Source organism: Bradyrhizobium sp. CCBAU 51627 (genome assembly GCF_028128765.1).
GTDB lineage: Bacteria > Pseudomonadota > Alphaproteobacteria > Rhizobiales > Xanthobacteraceae > Bradyrhizobium.
In genome coordinates, this window is record NZ_LBJG01000089.1 from 163,630 (window position 1) to 180,067 (window position 16,438).

The window sequence follows — 16,438 nt, forward strand, 5'->3', positions numbered from 1 at the left end:
CGCGTTGGGCTCGAACCAGTGGCAGCGCTCAGCCAGGCAGCGCCTGAATTAAGGAGACTGCCGAACCGGAGAGAGCGGCATCGATCGCGCTAGTTGGGGTTGGCGTTCTCTTTGGCGTTCTCTGCCGTCGGCGATCCCTCAGGCGCCTGTCGGTTTCCGCCGGTGATACGCTGCTTCAAGAGATCGAGGAAAGGAGACGCCGCGGGCGACTTGCGGATCAGGGCCTCGGGGTCGGGGAAGATCAGCGGATCGTCCCAGGGACCCTGCACCATGAAGGGCAATTGAAAGCCGGAGGCGGTGTTGAGGCTAGCGACACCCTTCATATCATATTCGCGCGTCGGCACCGACGCAGTGCCGGTCAGCGTGATCTTCGCCGAAGGTCCCTCGATGCGGATGTCCTCGGCGGTGGCAATCCCGTCGGCGAATCTCACCGCGATGATGAGGTTGTCATAGGGCGTCGAGCCGTTGCGGAAATTGCCGCCGCCGGACAGCGGCCGGCGCTCGAGTCGCTTCAGGAGTTGCTCGGCATTGAAGCCCGAGATCGCGCCGTCATGCCCGGTCACGGTGGCGGTGCCGTCGAGCGACTGCATCAGGCCGAACGGGCTCGAGCCGGAGGCGAGCAGGGACACGTTGATGTTGCCGCGGCCGGACAGCTTGTTGAGACCGAACAATTCTGTAGCACAGGCCTGGAGGTCGACGTCGGTGAACTGGAACTGCGCCTTGATGTCGGCGACGGCGTCGGCGCGCGAGATGCCGAACGAGCCCTTGGCGATGCCGCCATAGACCTGCGCCTCGCCGACCGAGAGCGCCAGCGTGCCGTTGCGCAAATTGGCGCCGATCGCGGTGCGGCCGAACTTGGTCGGTCCGACCGTCAGCTTGGCTGCCGACAGGCGCATGTCGAGATCGGTCGTCGACAATGCGTTGAGATCGAACAGCTGCCTGTTCCAGTCGCGCGCGCCGCTCGCGAGCAGGCGGAAGGTCGAGATGTAGGGCGTGAAATCGAGCGCGTCGGCGGCGAGCGTCGCCTGCAGCGTCTGCCGTCCGTTATTGGCATAGGTCATCACGCCCTCGGCGGCGTTGCCGTCGAGCTCGACATTGACATTGGTGAGTGCAATCGAGGCGCCGACGACGTTGGCGCGCGCCTTCAGCGCGAAGCGGCCGAAGCCGCCGCTGCCGGGCTGCGGCTGCCCGGTCCAGCGCAGCGCGTTGCGCAAGGACGGGCTGTCGATCGTGAGGGTGCCTTCCATCATCGGGCTGGTGCGGTTGGCGACGCTGCCGTCAAAGGCGAGCTTGAGCGGCGCGCTCGCGATCCGCGCCTTCAGTCCCGAACGCTCGCCGGACAGGGCGGCAACGAAATCGGCAAAACTGATCGAGCCGTCGACGCGCTCGCCGCGCCAGTCGAACTGGCCGGTCGCGGCAAAGGAGCGCGAGATCGATGGCCAGGCCAGCGACAGGTCGATGTCCTCGAACTTCTCGGTGGCGTGCGTGGCGACGTCCTCGTAATCGAGCACACCGTCCTGGATCCTGATCTCGGAGAACGACACCTGGTTGTCGGCGCCCGGCTTCATCGTCCGCGCAATGGTCTGGATGAAGGGCGTCCAGTTGCTTTCGCCATCCGGTTTGAGGCCGACATGGATGTGTGGCCGCAGCAGCATCAGGTCGGCGATCTCGAACCGTTGCAGCAACAGCGGCAGCAGGCGGAGATTGGCGGTGAGCACGTCGACGTGGAGCGCGGGGTCGGCCGTGCCGCCGCCCTTGAGGCCGACGTCGTGGAAGGAGATATAGCTTGCCGGCAGCACGGAAATGTCGATGCTGCCTGCCACGCTGAGCTCGAGCCCGGTAACGTCGCGGATCTGCGCTTGCACCGCCTTGCGCAGCGCGTCGCGGTTGATGAGCCAGGAGGTCGCGATCAGGGCGATCAGCGCGACGACGAGCAGCGCCGCGATCGGCGTCCCGAGGCGCTTCATTCCTTGGGCCATGGTCAATGGCATGTCCTGATCGAGTTGGTCGCTGGAGCCAAAAGGGCGGGACGGGAAACCTGCGCGCCCCCACGCCCAACCCCCGCAACTTGATGGGTTTTCTTGTCGCTTTCAAGGCCGCGGACGGGACTGCCCACGGCGTGGGCAGCTTCTAGCACCGGCCCGCGATGCGGAGAACCCCGTATCATTGACGGCTTCGGACGATTTCGCCTAATAATCGCCGCCAATAGGGCGCGACGCCTGCAAGCCGAAGGTTTCCTGCATGAATAAGGTCTATCCCGACGCGAAGTCGGCCCTCGACGGTATTCTGAAAGACAACATGATGATCATGTCGGGCGGCTTCGGCCTCTGCGGCATCGCCGAGGAGCTGTCGGACGCGATCCGCGCGTCCGGCGTCAAGGGCCTGACGGTGGTCTCCAACAATGCCGGCGTCGACGGCATCGGCCTCAGCCGCCTGCTGGAAACCCGGCAGATCAAGAAGATGATCTCGTCCTATGTCGGCGAGAACAAGCTGTTCGCCCAGCAGTTCCTCGCCGGCGAGCTGGAGCTCGAATTCAATCCGCAGGGCACGCTGGCCGAGCGCATTCGCGCCGGCGGCGCCGGCATTCCGGCCTTCTACACCAAGACCGGGGTCGGCACGCTGATCGCCGAAGGCAAGGAAGTGAAGGAGTTCGACGGCGAGAAATACCTGATGGAGCGCGGCCTGTTCGCCGACCTCGCCATCGTCCACGCCTGGATGGGCGATACCGCCGGCAACCTCATCTACCGCAAGACCGCGCGCAACTTTAACCCGATGATGGCGACTGCGGCCAAGATTACGGTGGCCGAGGTCGAGCATCTGGTTCCGGCGGGCCAACTCAATCCCGATCACATCCACACCCCCGGTATCTTCGTGAAGCGCATCGTCGAGGTCGGCACGGCCAAGAAGCGTATCGAGTTCCGCAACACCCGGCCGCGTCCCTCTGCGGCTGCAACGGGAGAAGAAGTCTGATGGCCTGGACCCGCGAACAGATGGCGGCGCGCGCCGCCAAGGAGCTGCGCGACGGCTACTACGTCAATCTCGGTATCGGCATCCCGACGCTGGTCTCGAACTACATTCCCGACGGTATGGATGTCTCCCTGCAGAGCGAGAACGGCATGCTCGGCATGGGCCCGTTCCCGTATGAGGACGAGGTGGATGCGGACTTGATCAACGCCGGCAAGCAGACCGTGAGCGAACTGCCCTCGACCTCCTATTTCTCGAGCGCGGATTCCTTCGGCATGATCCGCGGCGGCCACATGGACCTGTCGATCCTCGGCGCCATGCAGGTGGCCCAGAACGGCGATCTCGCCAACTGGATGATTCCGGGCAAGATGGTCAAGGGCATGGGCGGCGCGATGGATCTCGTTGCCGGCGTCAAGCGCGTCATCGTGGTGATGGAGCACTCCGCCAAGGATGGCGCCAAGCTCCTGAAGAAGTGCAATCTGCCGCTGACCGGCGAGCGCGTCGTCGACATGGTCGTCACCGATCTTGCCGTCTTCACCATCGACAAGCACGGCAGCGGCGGCATGGCCCTGATCGAGCTCGCCGACGGCGTCACGCTCGACGAGGTCAAGGCCAAGACCGAGGCCGAATTCCGCGTCGCGCTGAAGAACAGTTAAGGTCTTCCTTTAGGGGGCGCGCGTGACGATCCGGTCTGCGCGTCCCGAAGACGCCGATTTCATCGCCGGAATTATCCTGTCATCGATGCGCGGCTACCGCTCGCGCGGCTGGTTCGACGTCGCGCTCGGCTGGCCTGAAGCCCGGTGCCTCGATTTCATTGCTCGCGTCGCGACGGCACGCGCGGTGTCGATGTGGCATGTCTCGCAGTTCCTGGTCGCGGAGATTGACGGGAAGCCGGCAGCGGCGCTCTGCGCCGTGCCTGCGGCGAACACCGGGCTTTTGGCTTGGCGCGCGATCGAGGAGGTCGGTTTCGCGACAGGGCTCGCCGCGGCGGAGCTGGACGCCATCCGTCAGCGCGGTGCCTACACGCGGGCCTGCTGGGTTCAGGGCGGCGAGAGCGACTGGATGATCGAGCATGTCGCCACCGATCCGGCTTATCGCGGCCGTGGTCTCGTGCAGGCATTGATTGCGCACGCGCTGGAGAAGGGGCGGGCGGCCGGATTTGCCCGCGCGACGATCTCGTTCCTGATCGGCAACGAGCCCGCTGAGCGCGCCTATGCCAAGGCGGGCTTCGCGCTTGCTGAAGAGAAACGCGATCCCGCCTTCGAGGCGATCATCGGCGCGCCGGGCTTTCGCATGTTCGCACGGACGCTGTGACGCGCCGCGCCTCGATTGGAAGCGATCCGGCGATGGTGTGGCCTAAGACCGCGCCGCCCAGACCCTGCTCAACCGCGCCGACACGCTCGCCATCCACGTCCTCTCCTCCCGCACCAGACGGAAGCCGAGATTGGCGGGGGGCACGCCCTGCGCGCAGCCGCCGGCGCGGGCGTCGCGGATGAAGTCGGTGACATAGGCACGGTGCGCGCCCTCGGCGATTCGCACGCCGCAATTCACCGTCGGGCGGCCGGGGATGCCGGCCTCATCGACGTGCGAGCGTACGAAGCAGGTTGAGGTCCACTCCCAAACATTGCCGGCGAAATCGGAGACGCCGCGCTCGTTCAAACCGAACTTGCCGAACGGATAGGCTGTGGTGTCGGAGGGGCCGCGCTCGGATTCGCGTTCGTAGCGGCTGATCCAGCGCTTCGAGGGATCGCTTTCATCGACCGGCACGCCGTCGTCCTTGAACCTAGCGCCCGCGGCGAACGCCCATTCCTCATCGCTCGGCAGGCGATAATGCTTGCCCGTCTTGCGCGACAGCCAGACCGCATAGGCCTCGGCATCGTGCCAGTTCACCTGCACGACGGGGCGATCGGGCGCGATCATGACGTCCTTGTCCAGCGCGCGGCAGGCGCCATCCTCCACGCACGACTGATAGTCGGCGGAAGAGACCTGCTCCCGCATGATGTGAAGCGGCCTGTCGAATCGCAGCGCGCGCAGCGGCGCCTCGGCCTGCTGCCCGCCGCGGGTGAAATCCCCGGCCTCGCGATAGGCGAAGTTGCCGGCGGCGATCTCGACGATCGCGGGCTCGCTTTGCGTGCCGTGGACCGTCATCTCGGAAACCAGCGGCGCAACGGCGAGCGGTCCGGCGAATCCGGCCGCGCAGGCGAGCGCCAGTTTAAGTTTGAATGCGATCAGCATGGTCACCCCGAAAGGAAGAAGGGGCCGGTTGTTTGCCGGCCCCTCGTCGCGTCTAGTTAGTGGTACCGGGCGGGATTTCCGCAGGCGCCTTCACCTGGGTCATCAGATCGTCGTTCCACTTGCCTTCGACCTTGAAGTGCGCGGTTGCACCGAGATCGGCCGCCTCGATCAGATTATGCGTGACATAGGCGTAGATGCCGGGCTGCAGGAACTTGTACATCGCCGCTCCCGCCGAGCCGCCGCGGATGAACCAGGTCTCGAGCCCGGTCTCCGGCGGATTGGAGAACTTGCCGGTCTCCCAGACGTAGTCGCCATGACCGCCGATCAAATGCGGACGGCTGTCGCGGTTGGCCTGCGAATGCACGATCAGCACATTCTCGCCGACATTGGCGGTCAGCGCGTTCTTGCCGGTGAGTGCGCCGACCTTGCCGTTAAACAAAACGTGGGTGGGGATCAGCTTCTTCATCACCTCTTCGGTGTCGGTGAAGGCTTCACCCGGCGAGTCGTATGACTTGAAGTTGCCCTTCTCGTCGCGCGGCACGTACATGTCCTGCTCGCCGATATAATAGATCTTGTCGTATTTCAGCGCATGGCCCTTGCCGTCGTTGAGGCCGTCGCGGGGCAGCACCATGACCGCGCCGTTCATGCCCGAGACGACATGCCAGGGGATCATCGGACCGCCCGGGGCGCAGTGGTAGACGAACACACCGGTCCGTGTTGCCTTCCAGCGCAGCACGACCTGCTCGCCGGGATTGATCAGGGTGAGCGCGCCGCCGCCGAGTGCACCGGTCGCGGCATGGAAGTCGATGTTGTGCGCCATCGTGTTGGTCGCGGGATTGACCAGCGTCACTTCGACGTAGTCACCCTCATGCGCGACCATGAGCGGACCCGGCATCGAGCCGTTGAAGGTCATGGCCTGGAACGTGGTGCCCTTCTCGTCGATCACGACCTTCTTTTCCTGAATCGTGAGCGTGAACTCGAGGATCTTGGGACCCTGCTTGGTCGCCTGCTCATGCGCATGCACGAAGGGTGGAGCGACCAGATCAATCTTCTGGCGCGGCAGATTGAGATCGTTGGCAGCGAAGGCGGGGGCTGCCAGCATCAGGGCGGTCGCGGCGGCGCTGATCAATGCGGCTCTGCGGGTGAACATCGTAAAGCATCCTTCATCTGAAAGGGTTTTGATGACAGATGCAGTGTGCGCCTGTTGCGGCAAGAGTGTTTGCGCTGCGACAAGCTTTCGCCGGATTCGCCTCCGGTAAAATCCTTAAACGGTTTGCCGAAGCAGCGGCAAAGCGCGCGGCTACAGATCATGCGACACAATTCGCGTCATCAGCCGCGCCAGCGGCAACTCATTCGCATGTTGAGTGGTTATCGATTGCGGCTGTCGGCTGCGTCAATCAGAGAAGCTCGATCGCGATCCAGACCGTGCCCCAGACTGCGAGCGAGAGCACGGCGAGCGCGACGATCACGATGGCCAGCACGCGTACGCGATGACCTCCGCCGGCGGGCGTGACGGGGACGGGACGAAAATCGTCGAAGCGCGGGATATGGCCGCGAATACCGGCAAGCCAGAGAACGAGATCGAGCGCGAACGACGCCATGGCCTGTCTCCCAAAAGGCGATGATTGTTATCATGGCCTCAATCCCGCGCCCAGACTTTGAGCGAGCGCAAAGGTGATCCCCGCGAAAGCGGGTAATGGAATGCCATCCGGAGCTTGCCGTGACCGCAAGCGAAACGAATTTTCGAATGGGTGAGCTATGAGAACTGATCTCACTGCGAGCTACGGCGAAGAAAGATTGCCGCGCTACACGAGCTATCCGACCGCGCCGCATTTTTCGGCCGCGATCGGTGCCGATACCTACGCACGCTGGCTGGCCGAGCTTCCCTCAAATGCCAGCGCTTCACTCTATCTTCATGTGCCGTTCTGCCGCGAGATGTGCTGGTATTGCGGCTGCCACACCCAGATCGTCCGTCGCGACGGACTGATCGCAGCCTATCAGCAGACGCTGCGGAGCGAGATCACGCAGGTCGCCGACACCATCGGTCGCCGTATCAAGGTCGAGCACATCCATTTCGGCGGCGGAACGCCGACGATCATGGCGCCGGAGGCCTTCGCGGAGCTGATGGCGGAGATGCGTCACGCCTTCTTCGTGCTGCCCTCGGCCGAGATCGCGGTCGAGGTCGACCCGCGCACATTGACTGCGGAGATGGTCGAGGCCATGCGGCTCTCCGGCGTCAACCGCGCCAGCCTCGGGGTGCAGAGCTTCGATCCGGTCGTGCAGCACGCGATCAACCGCGTGCAGAGCTACGAGCAGACCGCCTCCGTCGTCGACATGCTCAGGCAGGCCGGGATCAAGGGACTCAATTTCGACCTGATCTATGGCCTGCCGCACCAGACCATCGCATCCTGCGTGGATACGGTGCGGCGTTCGCTCGCGCTCGCGCCGGCTCGTTTCTCGGTGTTCGGCTACGCGCATGTGCCTGATTTCAAGAAGCACCAGCGCATGATCAATGAGAGCCACCTGCCTGACGGTCCTGCGCGTCACGACCAGGCCTGCGCCATCGCCAACGCGCTGAAGGAGGCCGGCTATGTGCAGATCGGCCTCGACCATTTCGCCCGCCCCGATGATGCCATGGCCGTGGCGTTCGAGCAGGGAACGCTGCGGCGAAATTTTCAGGGCTACACCACCGACCAAAGTGAGGTGTTGCTTGGCTTCGGTGCCAGCGCGATCGGGCATCTGCCGCAGGGATACGTCCAGAACGAGGTGCAGATCGGTGCTTATCAGCACAGCATCGCGGATGGCCGCCTCGCCACGGCGAAGGGCTACAGGCTCACTGAGGACGACAAGTTGCGCGCCGACATCATCGAGCGGATCATGTGCGAGTTCGGCGCCAATCTTGCCGACATCTGCGCGCGACATGGCGCAGAGCCGGAGGCGATGTTGCAGTCTGCACCGCGGCTGAAGTCACTGATCTCTGACGGTGTGGTGCGGCTGGATGGCAATCATCTCGCGATTGCGAGCGACTCGCGCTTCCTGGTCCGCAGCGTTGCTGCCGCATTCGATGCGCATCTGGATCCGGGAAAGCAGCTGCACAGTCGGGCTGTGTAGTTCACCTCTTCCCGTAAGGAGCGGGGAGAGGGAGAAGCAGGCCAGCTTGCGCTTCCACAAAGAAACTCAACTCCGCTCCGCTATCGTCATTTTGGAACGGAGTTGTCCATGCCTTTCCGATCTGACGATTTGGTCGATGACATCATGCGTATGGCGCCGCACACGATCCGCGTGTTCCTCGCCTTCAGGATGGCCTGCGTTGGCTGTCCGATCGCGACCTTCCACACCGTGGATGATGCCTGCCGCGAGCATGGCATCGACCGTGACAAATTCCTGGCTGCGCTGAGCGACTGCGTGCCGGCGTGAGACGGATCGGAATCCGCGCGGAGGGCGCGCGGATTCCCGGGTGAGGAGAGCTTTCGCCGCAGGCGAGAGTACCCTCACCCGTATCTTCAGGCCGCCCCGCTGTCCTGATTTCGCTCCGCCAGCACGACGATCCGGTGCGGCTCGCGCAGGATGATGCGTTGCCGGCCGCTCTCGACAAGTCCTTGGCTCTCCCACCCGCTCAGGATGCGGCTCACCGTGTGCAGCGTGGTGCCGGTCATCTGCGCAATGTCCTGGCGGCTGATCGGGAAGTCGATCTCGATACCGTGGTCGAGCTTCTTGCCGGATTGGTTGGCGAGCCGCAGCAATGCGTGTGCGACGCGCTGCTCGACCTGCTGGGTCGACATTTCCAGGATGCGGGTATGGCTTTCCTGCAACCGCTTGCCGACGGTCTGCATCGTGTTGGTGGCGAGCGCGGGAAACCGCTCGATCAGCCGCGGCCAGGCCGAGGTCGGCCAGATCAGCACGACGCTGTCGTCGACGGCTATCGCGGTCGCCGGATAATGCGCGGCGCCGATCGCCATCGCGAGCCCGAAGGTCTCGCCGGGCGCGACATAGCGTACCACGATCTGCTCGCCGGTCGGCGTGGTCTTGGCCGCGCGGACATGGCCGTGCAGCAGCAGGAAGAAGGACTGCGCGTCCGCGCCCTGCTCGAAAATGGCGGTGTTCTTCGGATAGCGTGCCGAGCGGGCCTCGCGCAGGACGTCGTCGAGCTCCTCCGGCTTCACGCCGGCGAACAGCGGCAAATGCGCAACCAGCGATGTGTCAACCTTGGCCATTCTGCCTCCTTGGCGCTCGGGGAGTGTGATGGCACCTGCAATCGTCGGACAGTTTGCGATAGCGCAAAACGGGCCGGGCGGGCGGCAGTATTTTTCCAGACAACCATCTGAATTCACAGGAGTTGCCTTATGGCTGGTGCCCGATCCCGTAATTTTGCGGGCTGGCCGCTGTTTGCGAACAGTTTCCGACCTTTCTTCCTGCTCGCCGCGATCCAGGCCGGGCTGTCGATCCTGGTCTGGCTGCCGATGTTTTATGGCGAGCTGTCGGTGACGTCAGCCTTCGCGCCGCGGGACTGGCATGTCCATGAGATGCTCTACGGGTTCCTGCCCGCAGTGATCACCGGATTCCTGTTCACGGCGATCCCGAACTGGACCGGGCGGCTGCCGATCCAGGGCAAGCCGCTCGGGGCGCTGCTGGTGGTCTGGCTCGCCGGGCGTGCAGCGGTGGCACTGTCCGCCGAGACCGGCTGGGCGTTCGCGCTCGCCGTCGATGCCGCGTTCCTGATGCTGGTCGTCGCGGCCGCAGCCCGCGAGATCATCGCCGGCGGCAACTGGCGCAACCTGCCGGTCGTGGTGCTCGTGCTGGTGCTCCTATCAGGCAATATCGCTTTCCATCTCGAAGCCCATTACGAGGGCGCGGCCGATGTCAGCATCCGCGTCGGCATCAGCGTGGTCGTGCTGCTGATCTCGCTGATCGGCGGCCGGATCATCCCGAGCTTCACCCGCAACTGGCTGGTCAAATTCAATCCCGGCCGCCTGCCGGTGCCGTTTGCGCGGTTTGATGGCGCGGTGATTGGGCTGAGCGCGCTCGGGCTGATCGCGTGGATCGCTGCACCGCTGAACACGGTCACCGGCGTGATCATGGCGGTTGTCGGCGCATTGCACCTGGTGCGGCTGGCGCGCTGGGCCGGTGATCGCACCACGCGCGAACGGCTGCTCGTGATCCTTCACGTCGGTTACGCTTTCGTGCCATCAGGCTTCATCCTGAACGCTCTGGCCGGCTTCGGCGTGCTGCCGCCGAGCGCGGGCATTCACGCCTGGATGGCGGGAGCTGCCGGGATCATGACGCTTGCGGTGATGACGCGCGCGAGTCTTGGCCATTCCGGACAGGCGCTGACGGCTTCGCCCGCGACGCAGGGCATCTATGCCGCGATCATCATTGCGGCGCTGGCGCGTGTCTCTGCGGTGTTGCTGCCGACCCATAGCGATGTGCTGCTGCACATTGCCGCCTGCGGCTGGATCGTGGCGTTCCTCGGCTTTGCCGTCGCGTTCGGACCGCTGCTCGCCGGCAATCCCCGGCGCGCCCTTGCCATCATGGGGTTGCCGGCTCCGGCACGCTGAAGTCAGGCTGCACTGGCTGACGGTGCGCCGGCCGGCTGGGCCGGCGGGCGCACGCCCCTTCGCCAGTCGGTAATGGTGCAGCCGAAGCGACCACGGAACCAGCGCGCCATGGCGCTCTGGGCGGAGAAGCCGAGCTGTGCGGCGATCTCGGCCAGCGGCCGGCCCGAGTCCTCGATCAGCTGGATCACGAGATCGGCGCGCTGCGCATCAAGGATGGCCGAGAAGCTGGTGCCTGATGCGGCCAGGTGTCGGTGGATGGTGCGGCGGGTGCAGGCCAGATGCTCGGCAACCCGCTCGACCGTGCAGTCGCCGCCGGCGAGCAGGCCGCGCACGACTTCCTCGACTTTCTCTTCCCAGCTTGCCGGCCGGGTCTCGATCGCCTCGATCTGCTTGCGCAGATAGTTCGCGATCAAGGGATGCGCGCTCGGAATCCGCCGTTCCATGTCGTGCGCCGACAGCAGGATCGCATCGTCATCCGCGTTGAAGATCACGCGGCAGCCGAAGAAGTCGTGGTAACGCTTGCGGTCGTGCGGCGGTGGGTAGTGCAGGTGAACTTCCTGCGGCCGCCAATCGCTGCCGAACAGCGACTGGATGATGCGGTGGACGCTGCCCAGCGCGGTGTCGATCGACTGGCGCGAGGCGGTCGGTCGCCGCCCCCGCAGATGCAATCTGACGATCACGGTCTGCCTGTCCCTGATGATGTCGAGCTTCATGCCGTCGTGATGGACATGGATGAAGCGGGAGAAAGCTTCGATGGCTTCGCCGACGGTCGCCTGTTCGCGCACGATCAGGCCGACGGCGCCGAAATTGGTCAGGCCGCCGCGATCGGCCAGCCGTAAGCCGAAATCTTCGGCGCCGGAGGCTTTTGCCGACGTCTCCAGCAAGCGGCGCAGACTTGCGACGGCGATGGGTGTGTCGGGCCTGTCGAGCACGGCCAGCGGCAGCCTGGCCTTGCGCATCATCTGTCTGGGGTCGAGCCCGACCGACCGGGCGACCTCCGGGTAGTAACTCAAGCTTGCGCTGCGAATGAGGTCGGCCACGCGACCAGGTCCCTGCCGGTTATTCCCGCAGATGTCCCGAAATGTAAAGTTTCTGTCCCAATCCGTCAAATCCGGGAACAGGGCGGACCATACATAAGGACATGCGATGCACCGGCGCCAATGCCGTGCTCAAGATGGCGCAGCCGTCTCGCATCATTTGACCAAGACATTGCTGGATCGGGATTATGCCGGGGAACATGCTTTCCAAGGGCGAGGTATTCGTCATCGACACCGACGCTGCCTCGCGCGAACAACTTTCGGCGGCACTCCGGCAGAGCGCCTATGACGTGATCTGCTTTGCCGACGGCGCATCGCTGCTGTCGCAGGCGAGGGCGCGGATGCCGGCCTGCGTGCTGCTGGAGATGCCGCCGGATCGCTCGGCCCTCGATGTGCTCAGACGTCTGCGCGCGGAAAACTGCATGGCGCCCGTGCTGGTGACCTCGGCGAACGGCAGCATCGCCATGGCGGTCGACGCCATCAAGAGCGGAGCTGCCGATTTCATCGAGAAGCCGTTCCGCACCCATGATATCGTCGATCGGATCAATGCCGCGATCGACGAATCCGCCCAGCCGGTTTCGAGCCGCCAGCGCTGGTTGCCCGGTTGCGAGCCCCTGACCGCGCGCGAAGGCGACGTGCTCGCGCTTCTCGCGGCCGGCCTCACCAACAAGGAGATCGCCAGGCGCATGCAGCTGAGCGCGCGCACGGTCGAGGGTTATCGCGCCAGCATTTTGAAGAAGGCCGGCGCGCGCAACGTGACTGACCTGCTCCGCCGCATCTACGGCCAGGGCTCACCCAGCCAGGTCTGACTTCCGACGTTGATTCCTATCGCGACGTAGAACGCGTTCCGCGGCCATGGTGCTGCCGCAGCGGCGCCCAACGGAAACCCCAATCGAACCGGTTCCTTCCCTGCCGCGTCTCACCACGATGGCGTGGCATGTTTTCGCGCGTCCGGCTGGCGGCGCGGCGATATCGGCAGGGAGAAATTTTGATGCGCACGATCGCAAGATGTCTGGCGACGACGAGCCTGGTGCTGGTGACCGCGACGCTCGCCTCGCCCTCATGGGCCGCCGATGTGGACGCCACATCGGCCATCGACGCCGTCACCGTCTATCCCGATGGTGCCACTGTCACCCGCGTGATCGCGATCGACCTGGCCTCCGGCGACAGCACTCTTGTTGCGAAGGATTTTCCGCTCTCGCTCGATCCGTCCTCGCTCCGCGTCGAGGGCGAGGCGGGCGCGAAGCTCACCATCGGCACCATCGATGCCCGGCCGCCGCGCGCGGCGCCGCCGGTCAATCTGCCTGAGCTCGACAAGCGCATCGAGGCACTCAAGGACGAGCGCGCCGATCTGCAAGGCGCGATCGATGCGGCCGCCGCCCGGCGCAAATTCGCGCAGCATTTTGCCGAAGCGTCCCCCGCCGGCCTCGGCGAGAAAGGCGAGGCGCGCCCGATCACCGAGTGGCGGGCGGCTTTTACCGCCGTCGCTGAAGAAGTCGCGGCCGCCGACACCGCGATCCGTGATGCCGGGCGGAAACAGCGCGAGATCGATCGCCAGATCGCGCAGCTCGAAGCCGACCGATCCGCCAAGCCGCCGAGCAAGCTCGATGTGCGCATCGATGTCGCCGCCGCGGCCGCGACCAAGGCCACGCTGCGCGTGACCTACGCCGTCCGCAACGCGCGCTGGCTCCCGCTCTATGACGCCCGGCTCGACACCGGCGCCAAGGACCGCAAGCCGCAGCTCGAGCTGGTTCGCCGTGCCGAGGTCACGCAATCGACCGGCGAAGATTGGTCGAACGTCACGCTCGGCGTCTCCACGGTCCATATCGCCCGCGGCGGCAGCGCGCCGGAGCTGGGCTCGCTGGTGGCGCAATATCCGCAGGTGCCGAAGCCGCTGGCGCCCGGTGCGGTCTCGGATCTGGCGCGGCCTGCTCCCGTCTTGCGTCAGATGCAGGCTCCGTCCTTCGCGGCCAAGGTCGCCGAAGCAGCCGAGCCGCGCGAGCGCGCCGACGAGCAGCAGGCGGCCGCCGAGATCGGTGACTTCCAGGCCACCTTCAAGATTCCTGGCCGGGTCAGCCTCGCGGCCGCCGAGGGCTCCAAGAGCCTGCGCATCGCTTCCATGAGCGTGCCCGCTGAGCTTGCGGTACGCGCCGCGCCGGTCGCAGATCCCACCGCCTTCCTCGAAGCCAGCTTCAGGCAGACCGACGATACGACGCTACTGCCGGGCAAGGTCGCGATCTATCGTGATGGCATCTTCGTCGGCCGCGGCAAGCTGTCGGCATCGGCCAAGGACGCCATCGTGCGGCTCGGCTTCGGCGCCGACGACAAGGTCAGAATCGAGCGTGCGGTCCTGAAGCGCAACGAGGGCTCGGCCGGCGTTCTGGTCACGACCTCGAAGACTGACGAGCGCGCCTTCAAGACCACCATCCGCAATGGTCACGATTTCCCGATTCACATTTCGATCGAGGATCAGCTGCCGGTCAGCGAGGTTGAGGACATCGCGGTGGAGATGCTGCCCGCGACCACGCCGCCCACGGCGAAAGACATCCGCGACAAGCGCGGCGTGCTGGAGTGGTCGTTCGACGCCAAGCCCGGCGAGATCCGGGACATCAACTTCGCCTGGCGCGTCCGCTGGCCGAAGGACAAGAGCATGGTGATCGTGCCGTCGGGCTAGGACTGACTCTTCCTCATCTGCCGCGCGTGCGGGAAGATGGGAAAGAGAGAGTGGCTACTCCTTCACCGCGCCGGTAAGAGAAGACACGTAATAGTCCACGAACAGCGAGTAGAAGATCGCAACCGGCAGCGAGCCGAGCAGCGAGCCCGCCATCAGCGCGCCCCACTGGTAGACGTCGCCGGTGACGAGCTCGGTCAGGATCGCGACCGGCACGGTCTTGTTGGCGCCGCTCTGGATGAAGGCGAGCGCATAGATGAACTCGTTCCACGACAGCGTGAAAGAGAAGATACCGGCCGAGATCAGGCCGGGCACCGCGAGCGGCAGCGTGATCCGGCGCAGGATCTGCAGCCGCGTCGCGCCGTCGACCAGCGCGCATTCCTCCAGCTCATAGGGGATCGACTTGAAATAGCCGATCAGGAGCCAGGTGCAGAACGGCACCAGGAAGGTCGGATAGACCAGGATCAGCGCCAGCGGCGAGTCGAACAGGCCGAACTGCACGACGACTGTCGCGAGCGGAATGAACAGGATCGAGGGCGGCACCAGATAAGCGAGATAGATGCCGAGGCCGACATAGGGACTGCCGCGGAAGCGCAGGCGCTCGATTGCATAGGCCGCCAGCGTGCTCGCGATCAGCGACAGCGTGGTCGCGCCGATCGCCACCAGCATCGTCGTCCACAGCCAGCGCGGATAGGCGGTCTCGAACAGGAGGTGCTTGATGTGCGCCAGAGTCGGCGAGGTGATCCAGAACGGGTTGTGCTCCTTGTAGTTCATCAGCTCCGCGTTCGGTTTGAACGAGGTGATCGCCATCCAGTAGAACGGAAACAGCAGGATCAGCACGAAGCAGCCGAGCGGCAGGTAGATCATCATCAGCCGGCGCAGCCCGGAATCCCAGGCCATGGTATCGGGTGCGGCCTTGGTGTCCGCGACGCGCGGTTGCGCGAGAGCGTCAGTCATTGGCCTCTCCCTGCTGCCATTTGCGGCGTGCCAGGCCGAAATAGGAAAACAGCGTCGCGAACACCAGGAACGGGATCATTGACACTGCGATCGCCGCGCCCTCACCGAGCTCGCCGCCGGCGATGCCGCGCTGGAACGCGAGCGTCGCCAGCAAATGCGTCGAGTTGCCCGGCCCGCCGCGGGTAATGGCGTAGACCAGCTGGAAATCGGTGAAGGTGAAGATGATCGAGAAGGTCATGACGATGGCGAGGATCGGCATCATCATCGGGAAGGTGATGTAGCGGAAGCGCTGCCACGAACTGGCGCCGTCCAGCATGGCGGCCTCGTAGAGCGAAGGCGAGATGGTCTGCAGGCCCGCCAGCAGCGAGATCGCGACAAAGGGAATGCCGCGCCAGATGTTGGCGGCGATCAGCGAGAAGCGCGCCGGCCAGGGCGAGCCGAGGAAGTCGATATTGGTCGACTTCCAGTGCAGCACGTCGACCAGCAGATAGGAGATGATCGAGAATTGGGGATCGTAGATCCACCAGAACGCCAGCGCCGACAGCACTGTCGGCACGATCCAAGGCAAGAGGATGATCGCGCGCAGCAGGCTCTTGAACGGGAAATGGTTGTTGAGCAGCAGTGCAAGCCAGAAGCCGAGCGCGAATTTCCCGAAGGTCGCGATACCAGTGTAGATCACGCTGTAGGACACCGCGCCCCACCACAAGGGATCGCTGAGCAGATACTGGAAATTATCGAGGCCGACGAAGATGCCTTTCTGGCCGATCGTGGTGTCGGTGAAGGCGAGCCAGATGCCGAGGCCGAGCGGGTAGGTCAGGAACACCGCGAGCAACCCGATCGCGGGCGCAAGACACATCGCGATCAGAAACGGCTTGTAGTCGAACAGGCGGACAAGCCAGTTCGGTTGCCGCTGGGCCAGTACGGGAGAGGAGAGGGTGGTTACGGACATCGGGGCGTTGTCCTGTTCTAGAAAGTCACTCCACCGTCATTGCGAGCGAAGCGAAGCGAAGCAATCCAGT

Annotated in this window: 16 protein-coding genes; 8 read left to right on the forward strand and 8 right to left on the reverse strand. The window is 64.8% G+C overall.

Translation table 11 applies throughout. The features are described from left to right. Positions 1-89: 89 nt before the first annotated feature. On the reverse strand, positions 90-1,979 hold the full coding sequence (locus XH88_RS34095) for an AsmA family protein (RefSeq protein WP_271672628.1): 1,890 nt from the start codon (positions 1,977-1,979) through the stop codon (positions 90-92). Positions 1,980-2,241: 262 nt separating this feature from the next. Here XH88_RS34095 and XH88_RS34100 point away from each other — a divergent pair, with 262 nt between their 5' ends. Genes XH88_RS34100 through XH88_RS34110 form a run of 3 tightly spaced genes read left to right on the forward strand, consistent with a single transcriptional unit; the run spans position 2,242 to position 4,278 of the window. Then, entirely contained in the window at positions 2,242-2,970 is a 729-nt protein-coding gene (locus XH88_RS34100) for a CoA transferase subunit A (protein WP_271672576.1), read from the forward strand. Further along, positions 2,970-3,620: a CoA transferase subunit B gene (locus XH88_RS34105; protein ID WP_271672577.1), complete on the forward strand. Its 651-nt coding sequence runs from the start codon at positions 2,970-2,972 to the stop codon at positions 3,618-3,620. Before XH88_RS34100 ends, XH88_RS34105 begins: the two co-directional genes overlap by 1 nt. 22 nt (positions 3,621-3,642) lie before the next feature. Then, entirely contained in the window at positions 3,643-4,278 is a 636-nt protein-coding gene (locus XH88_RS34110; RefSeq protein ID WP_271672578.1) for a GNAT family N-acetyltransferase, read from the forward strand. Positions 4,279-4,320: 42 nt separating this feature from the next. Here XH88_RS34110 and XH88_RS34115 read toward each other — a convergent pair whose 3' ends face one another. The 3 genes from XH88_RS34115 to XH88_RS34125 form a co-directional block, all read right to left on the reverse strand. Next, positions 4,321-5,199, reverse strand: coding sequence for an SUMF1/EgtB/PvdO family nonheme iron enzyme (locus tag XH88_RS34115; RefSeq protein ID WP_271672579.1), 879 nt, complete (start codon positions 5,197-5,199; stop codon positions 4,321-4,323). Between the two features lie 52 nt (positions 5,200-5,251). Further along, entirely contained in the window at positions 5,252-6,349 is a 1,098-nt protein-coding gene (gene nirK, locus XH88_RS34120; RefSeq protein ID WP_271672580.1) for a copper-containing nitrite reductase, read from the reverse strand. 247 nt (positions 6,350-6,596) lie between these two features. Further along, the gene (locus XH88_RS34125; protein ID WP_271672581.1) at positions 6,597-6,800 is read right to left on the reverse strand and encodes a hypothetical protein; all 204 of its coding nucleotides are present in this window, start codon (positions 6,798-6,800) and stop codon (positions 6,597-6,599) included. 157 nt (positions 6,801-6,957) lie between these two features. Here XH88_RS34125 and hemN point away from each other — a divergent pair, with 157 nt between their 5' ends. Together hemN and XH88_RS34135 are read left to right on the forward strand one after the other, a co-directional pair. Continuing rightward, positions 6,958-8,310 (forward strand): oxygen-independent coproporphyrinogen III oxidase, encoded by a 1,353-nt coding sequence (gene hemN, locus XH88_RS34130; RefSeq protein WP_271672582.1) that lies wholly within the window; start codon positions 6,958-6,960, stop codon positions 8,308-8,310. 108 nt (positions 8,311-8,418) lie between these two features. After that, positions 8,419-8,616, forward strand: a complete 198-nt coding sequence (locus tag XH88_RS34135) for a DUF1858 domain-containing protein (protein WP_271672583.1) — start codon at positions 8,419-8,421, stop codon at positions 8,614-8,616. An 86-nt stretch (positions 8,617-8,702) separates the two neighbouring features. Here XH88_RS34135 and XH88_RS34140 read toward each other — a convergent pair whose 3' ends face one another. After that, positions 8,703-9,413 carry a Crp/Fnr family transcriptional regulator gene (locus XH88_RS34140; protein WP_271672584.1) on the reverse strand — a complete coding sequence of 237 codons (711 nt, stop codon included), beginning with the start codon at positions 9,411-9,413 and terminating at the stop codon, positions 8,703-8,705. Between the two features lie 129 nt (positions 9,414-9,542). Here XH88_RS34140 and XH88_RS34145 point away from each other — a divergent pair, with 129 nt between their 5' ends. Next, positions 9,543-10,754, forward strand: coding sequence for an NnrS family protein (locus XH88_RS34145; protein ID WP_271672585.1), 1,212 nt, complete (start codon positions 9,543-9,545; stop codon positions 10,752-10,754). A gap of 2 nt (positions 10,755-10,756) precedes the next feature. On the opposite strand, the gene XH88_RS34150 is transcribed toward XH88_RS34145, so the two are convergent. Further along, positions 10,757-11,794 (reverse strand): AraC family transcriptional regulator, encoded by a 1,038-nt coding sequence (locus XH88_RS34150; protein WP_271672586.1) that lies wholly within the window; start codon positions 11,792-11,794, stop codon positions 10,757-10,759. A 185-nt stretch (positions 11,795-11,979) separates the two neighbouring features. Here XH88_RS34150 and XH88_RS34155 point away from each other — a divergent pair, with 185 nt between their 5' ends. Both XH88_RS34155 and XH88_RS34160 read left to right on the forward strand, forming a co-directional pair. Next, positions 11,980-12,600, forward strand: a complete 621-nt coding sequence (locus XH88_RS34155) for a response regulator transcription factor (RefSeq protein ID WP_271672587.1) — start codon at positions 11,980-11,982, stop codon at positions 12,598-12,600. 182 nt (positions 12,601-12,782) lie between these two features. Beyond that, entirely contained in the window at positions 12,783-14,465 is a 1,683-nt protein-coding gene (locus XH88_RS34160; RefSeq protein WP_271672588.1) for a mucoidy inhibitor MuiA family protein, read from the forward strand. Between the two features lie 54 nt (positions 14,466-14,519). Here XH88_RS34160 and XH88_RS34165 read toward each other — a convergent pair whose 3' ends face one another. Together XH88_RS34165 and XH88_RS34170 are read right to left on the reverse strand one after the other, a co-directional pair. Continuing rightward, a complete protein-coding gene (locus tag XH88_RS34165; RefSeq protein WP_442868504.1) occupies positions 14,520-15,419 on the reverse strand; it encodes a carbohydrate ABC transporter permease in 900 nt (299 codons plus the stop codon). Then, positions 15,412-16,368 (reverse strand): carbohydrate ABC transporter permease, encoded by a 957-nt coding sequence (locus XH88_RS34170; RefSeq protein WP_271672589.1) that lies wholly within the window; start codon positions 16,366-16,368, stop codon positions 15,412-15,414. The genes XH88_RS34165 and XH88_RS34170 overlap by 8 nt, the downstream gene beginning before the upstream one ends. Between the last annotated feature and the right edge of the window lie 70 nt (positions 16,369-16,438).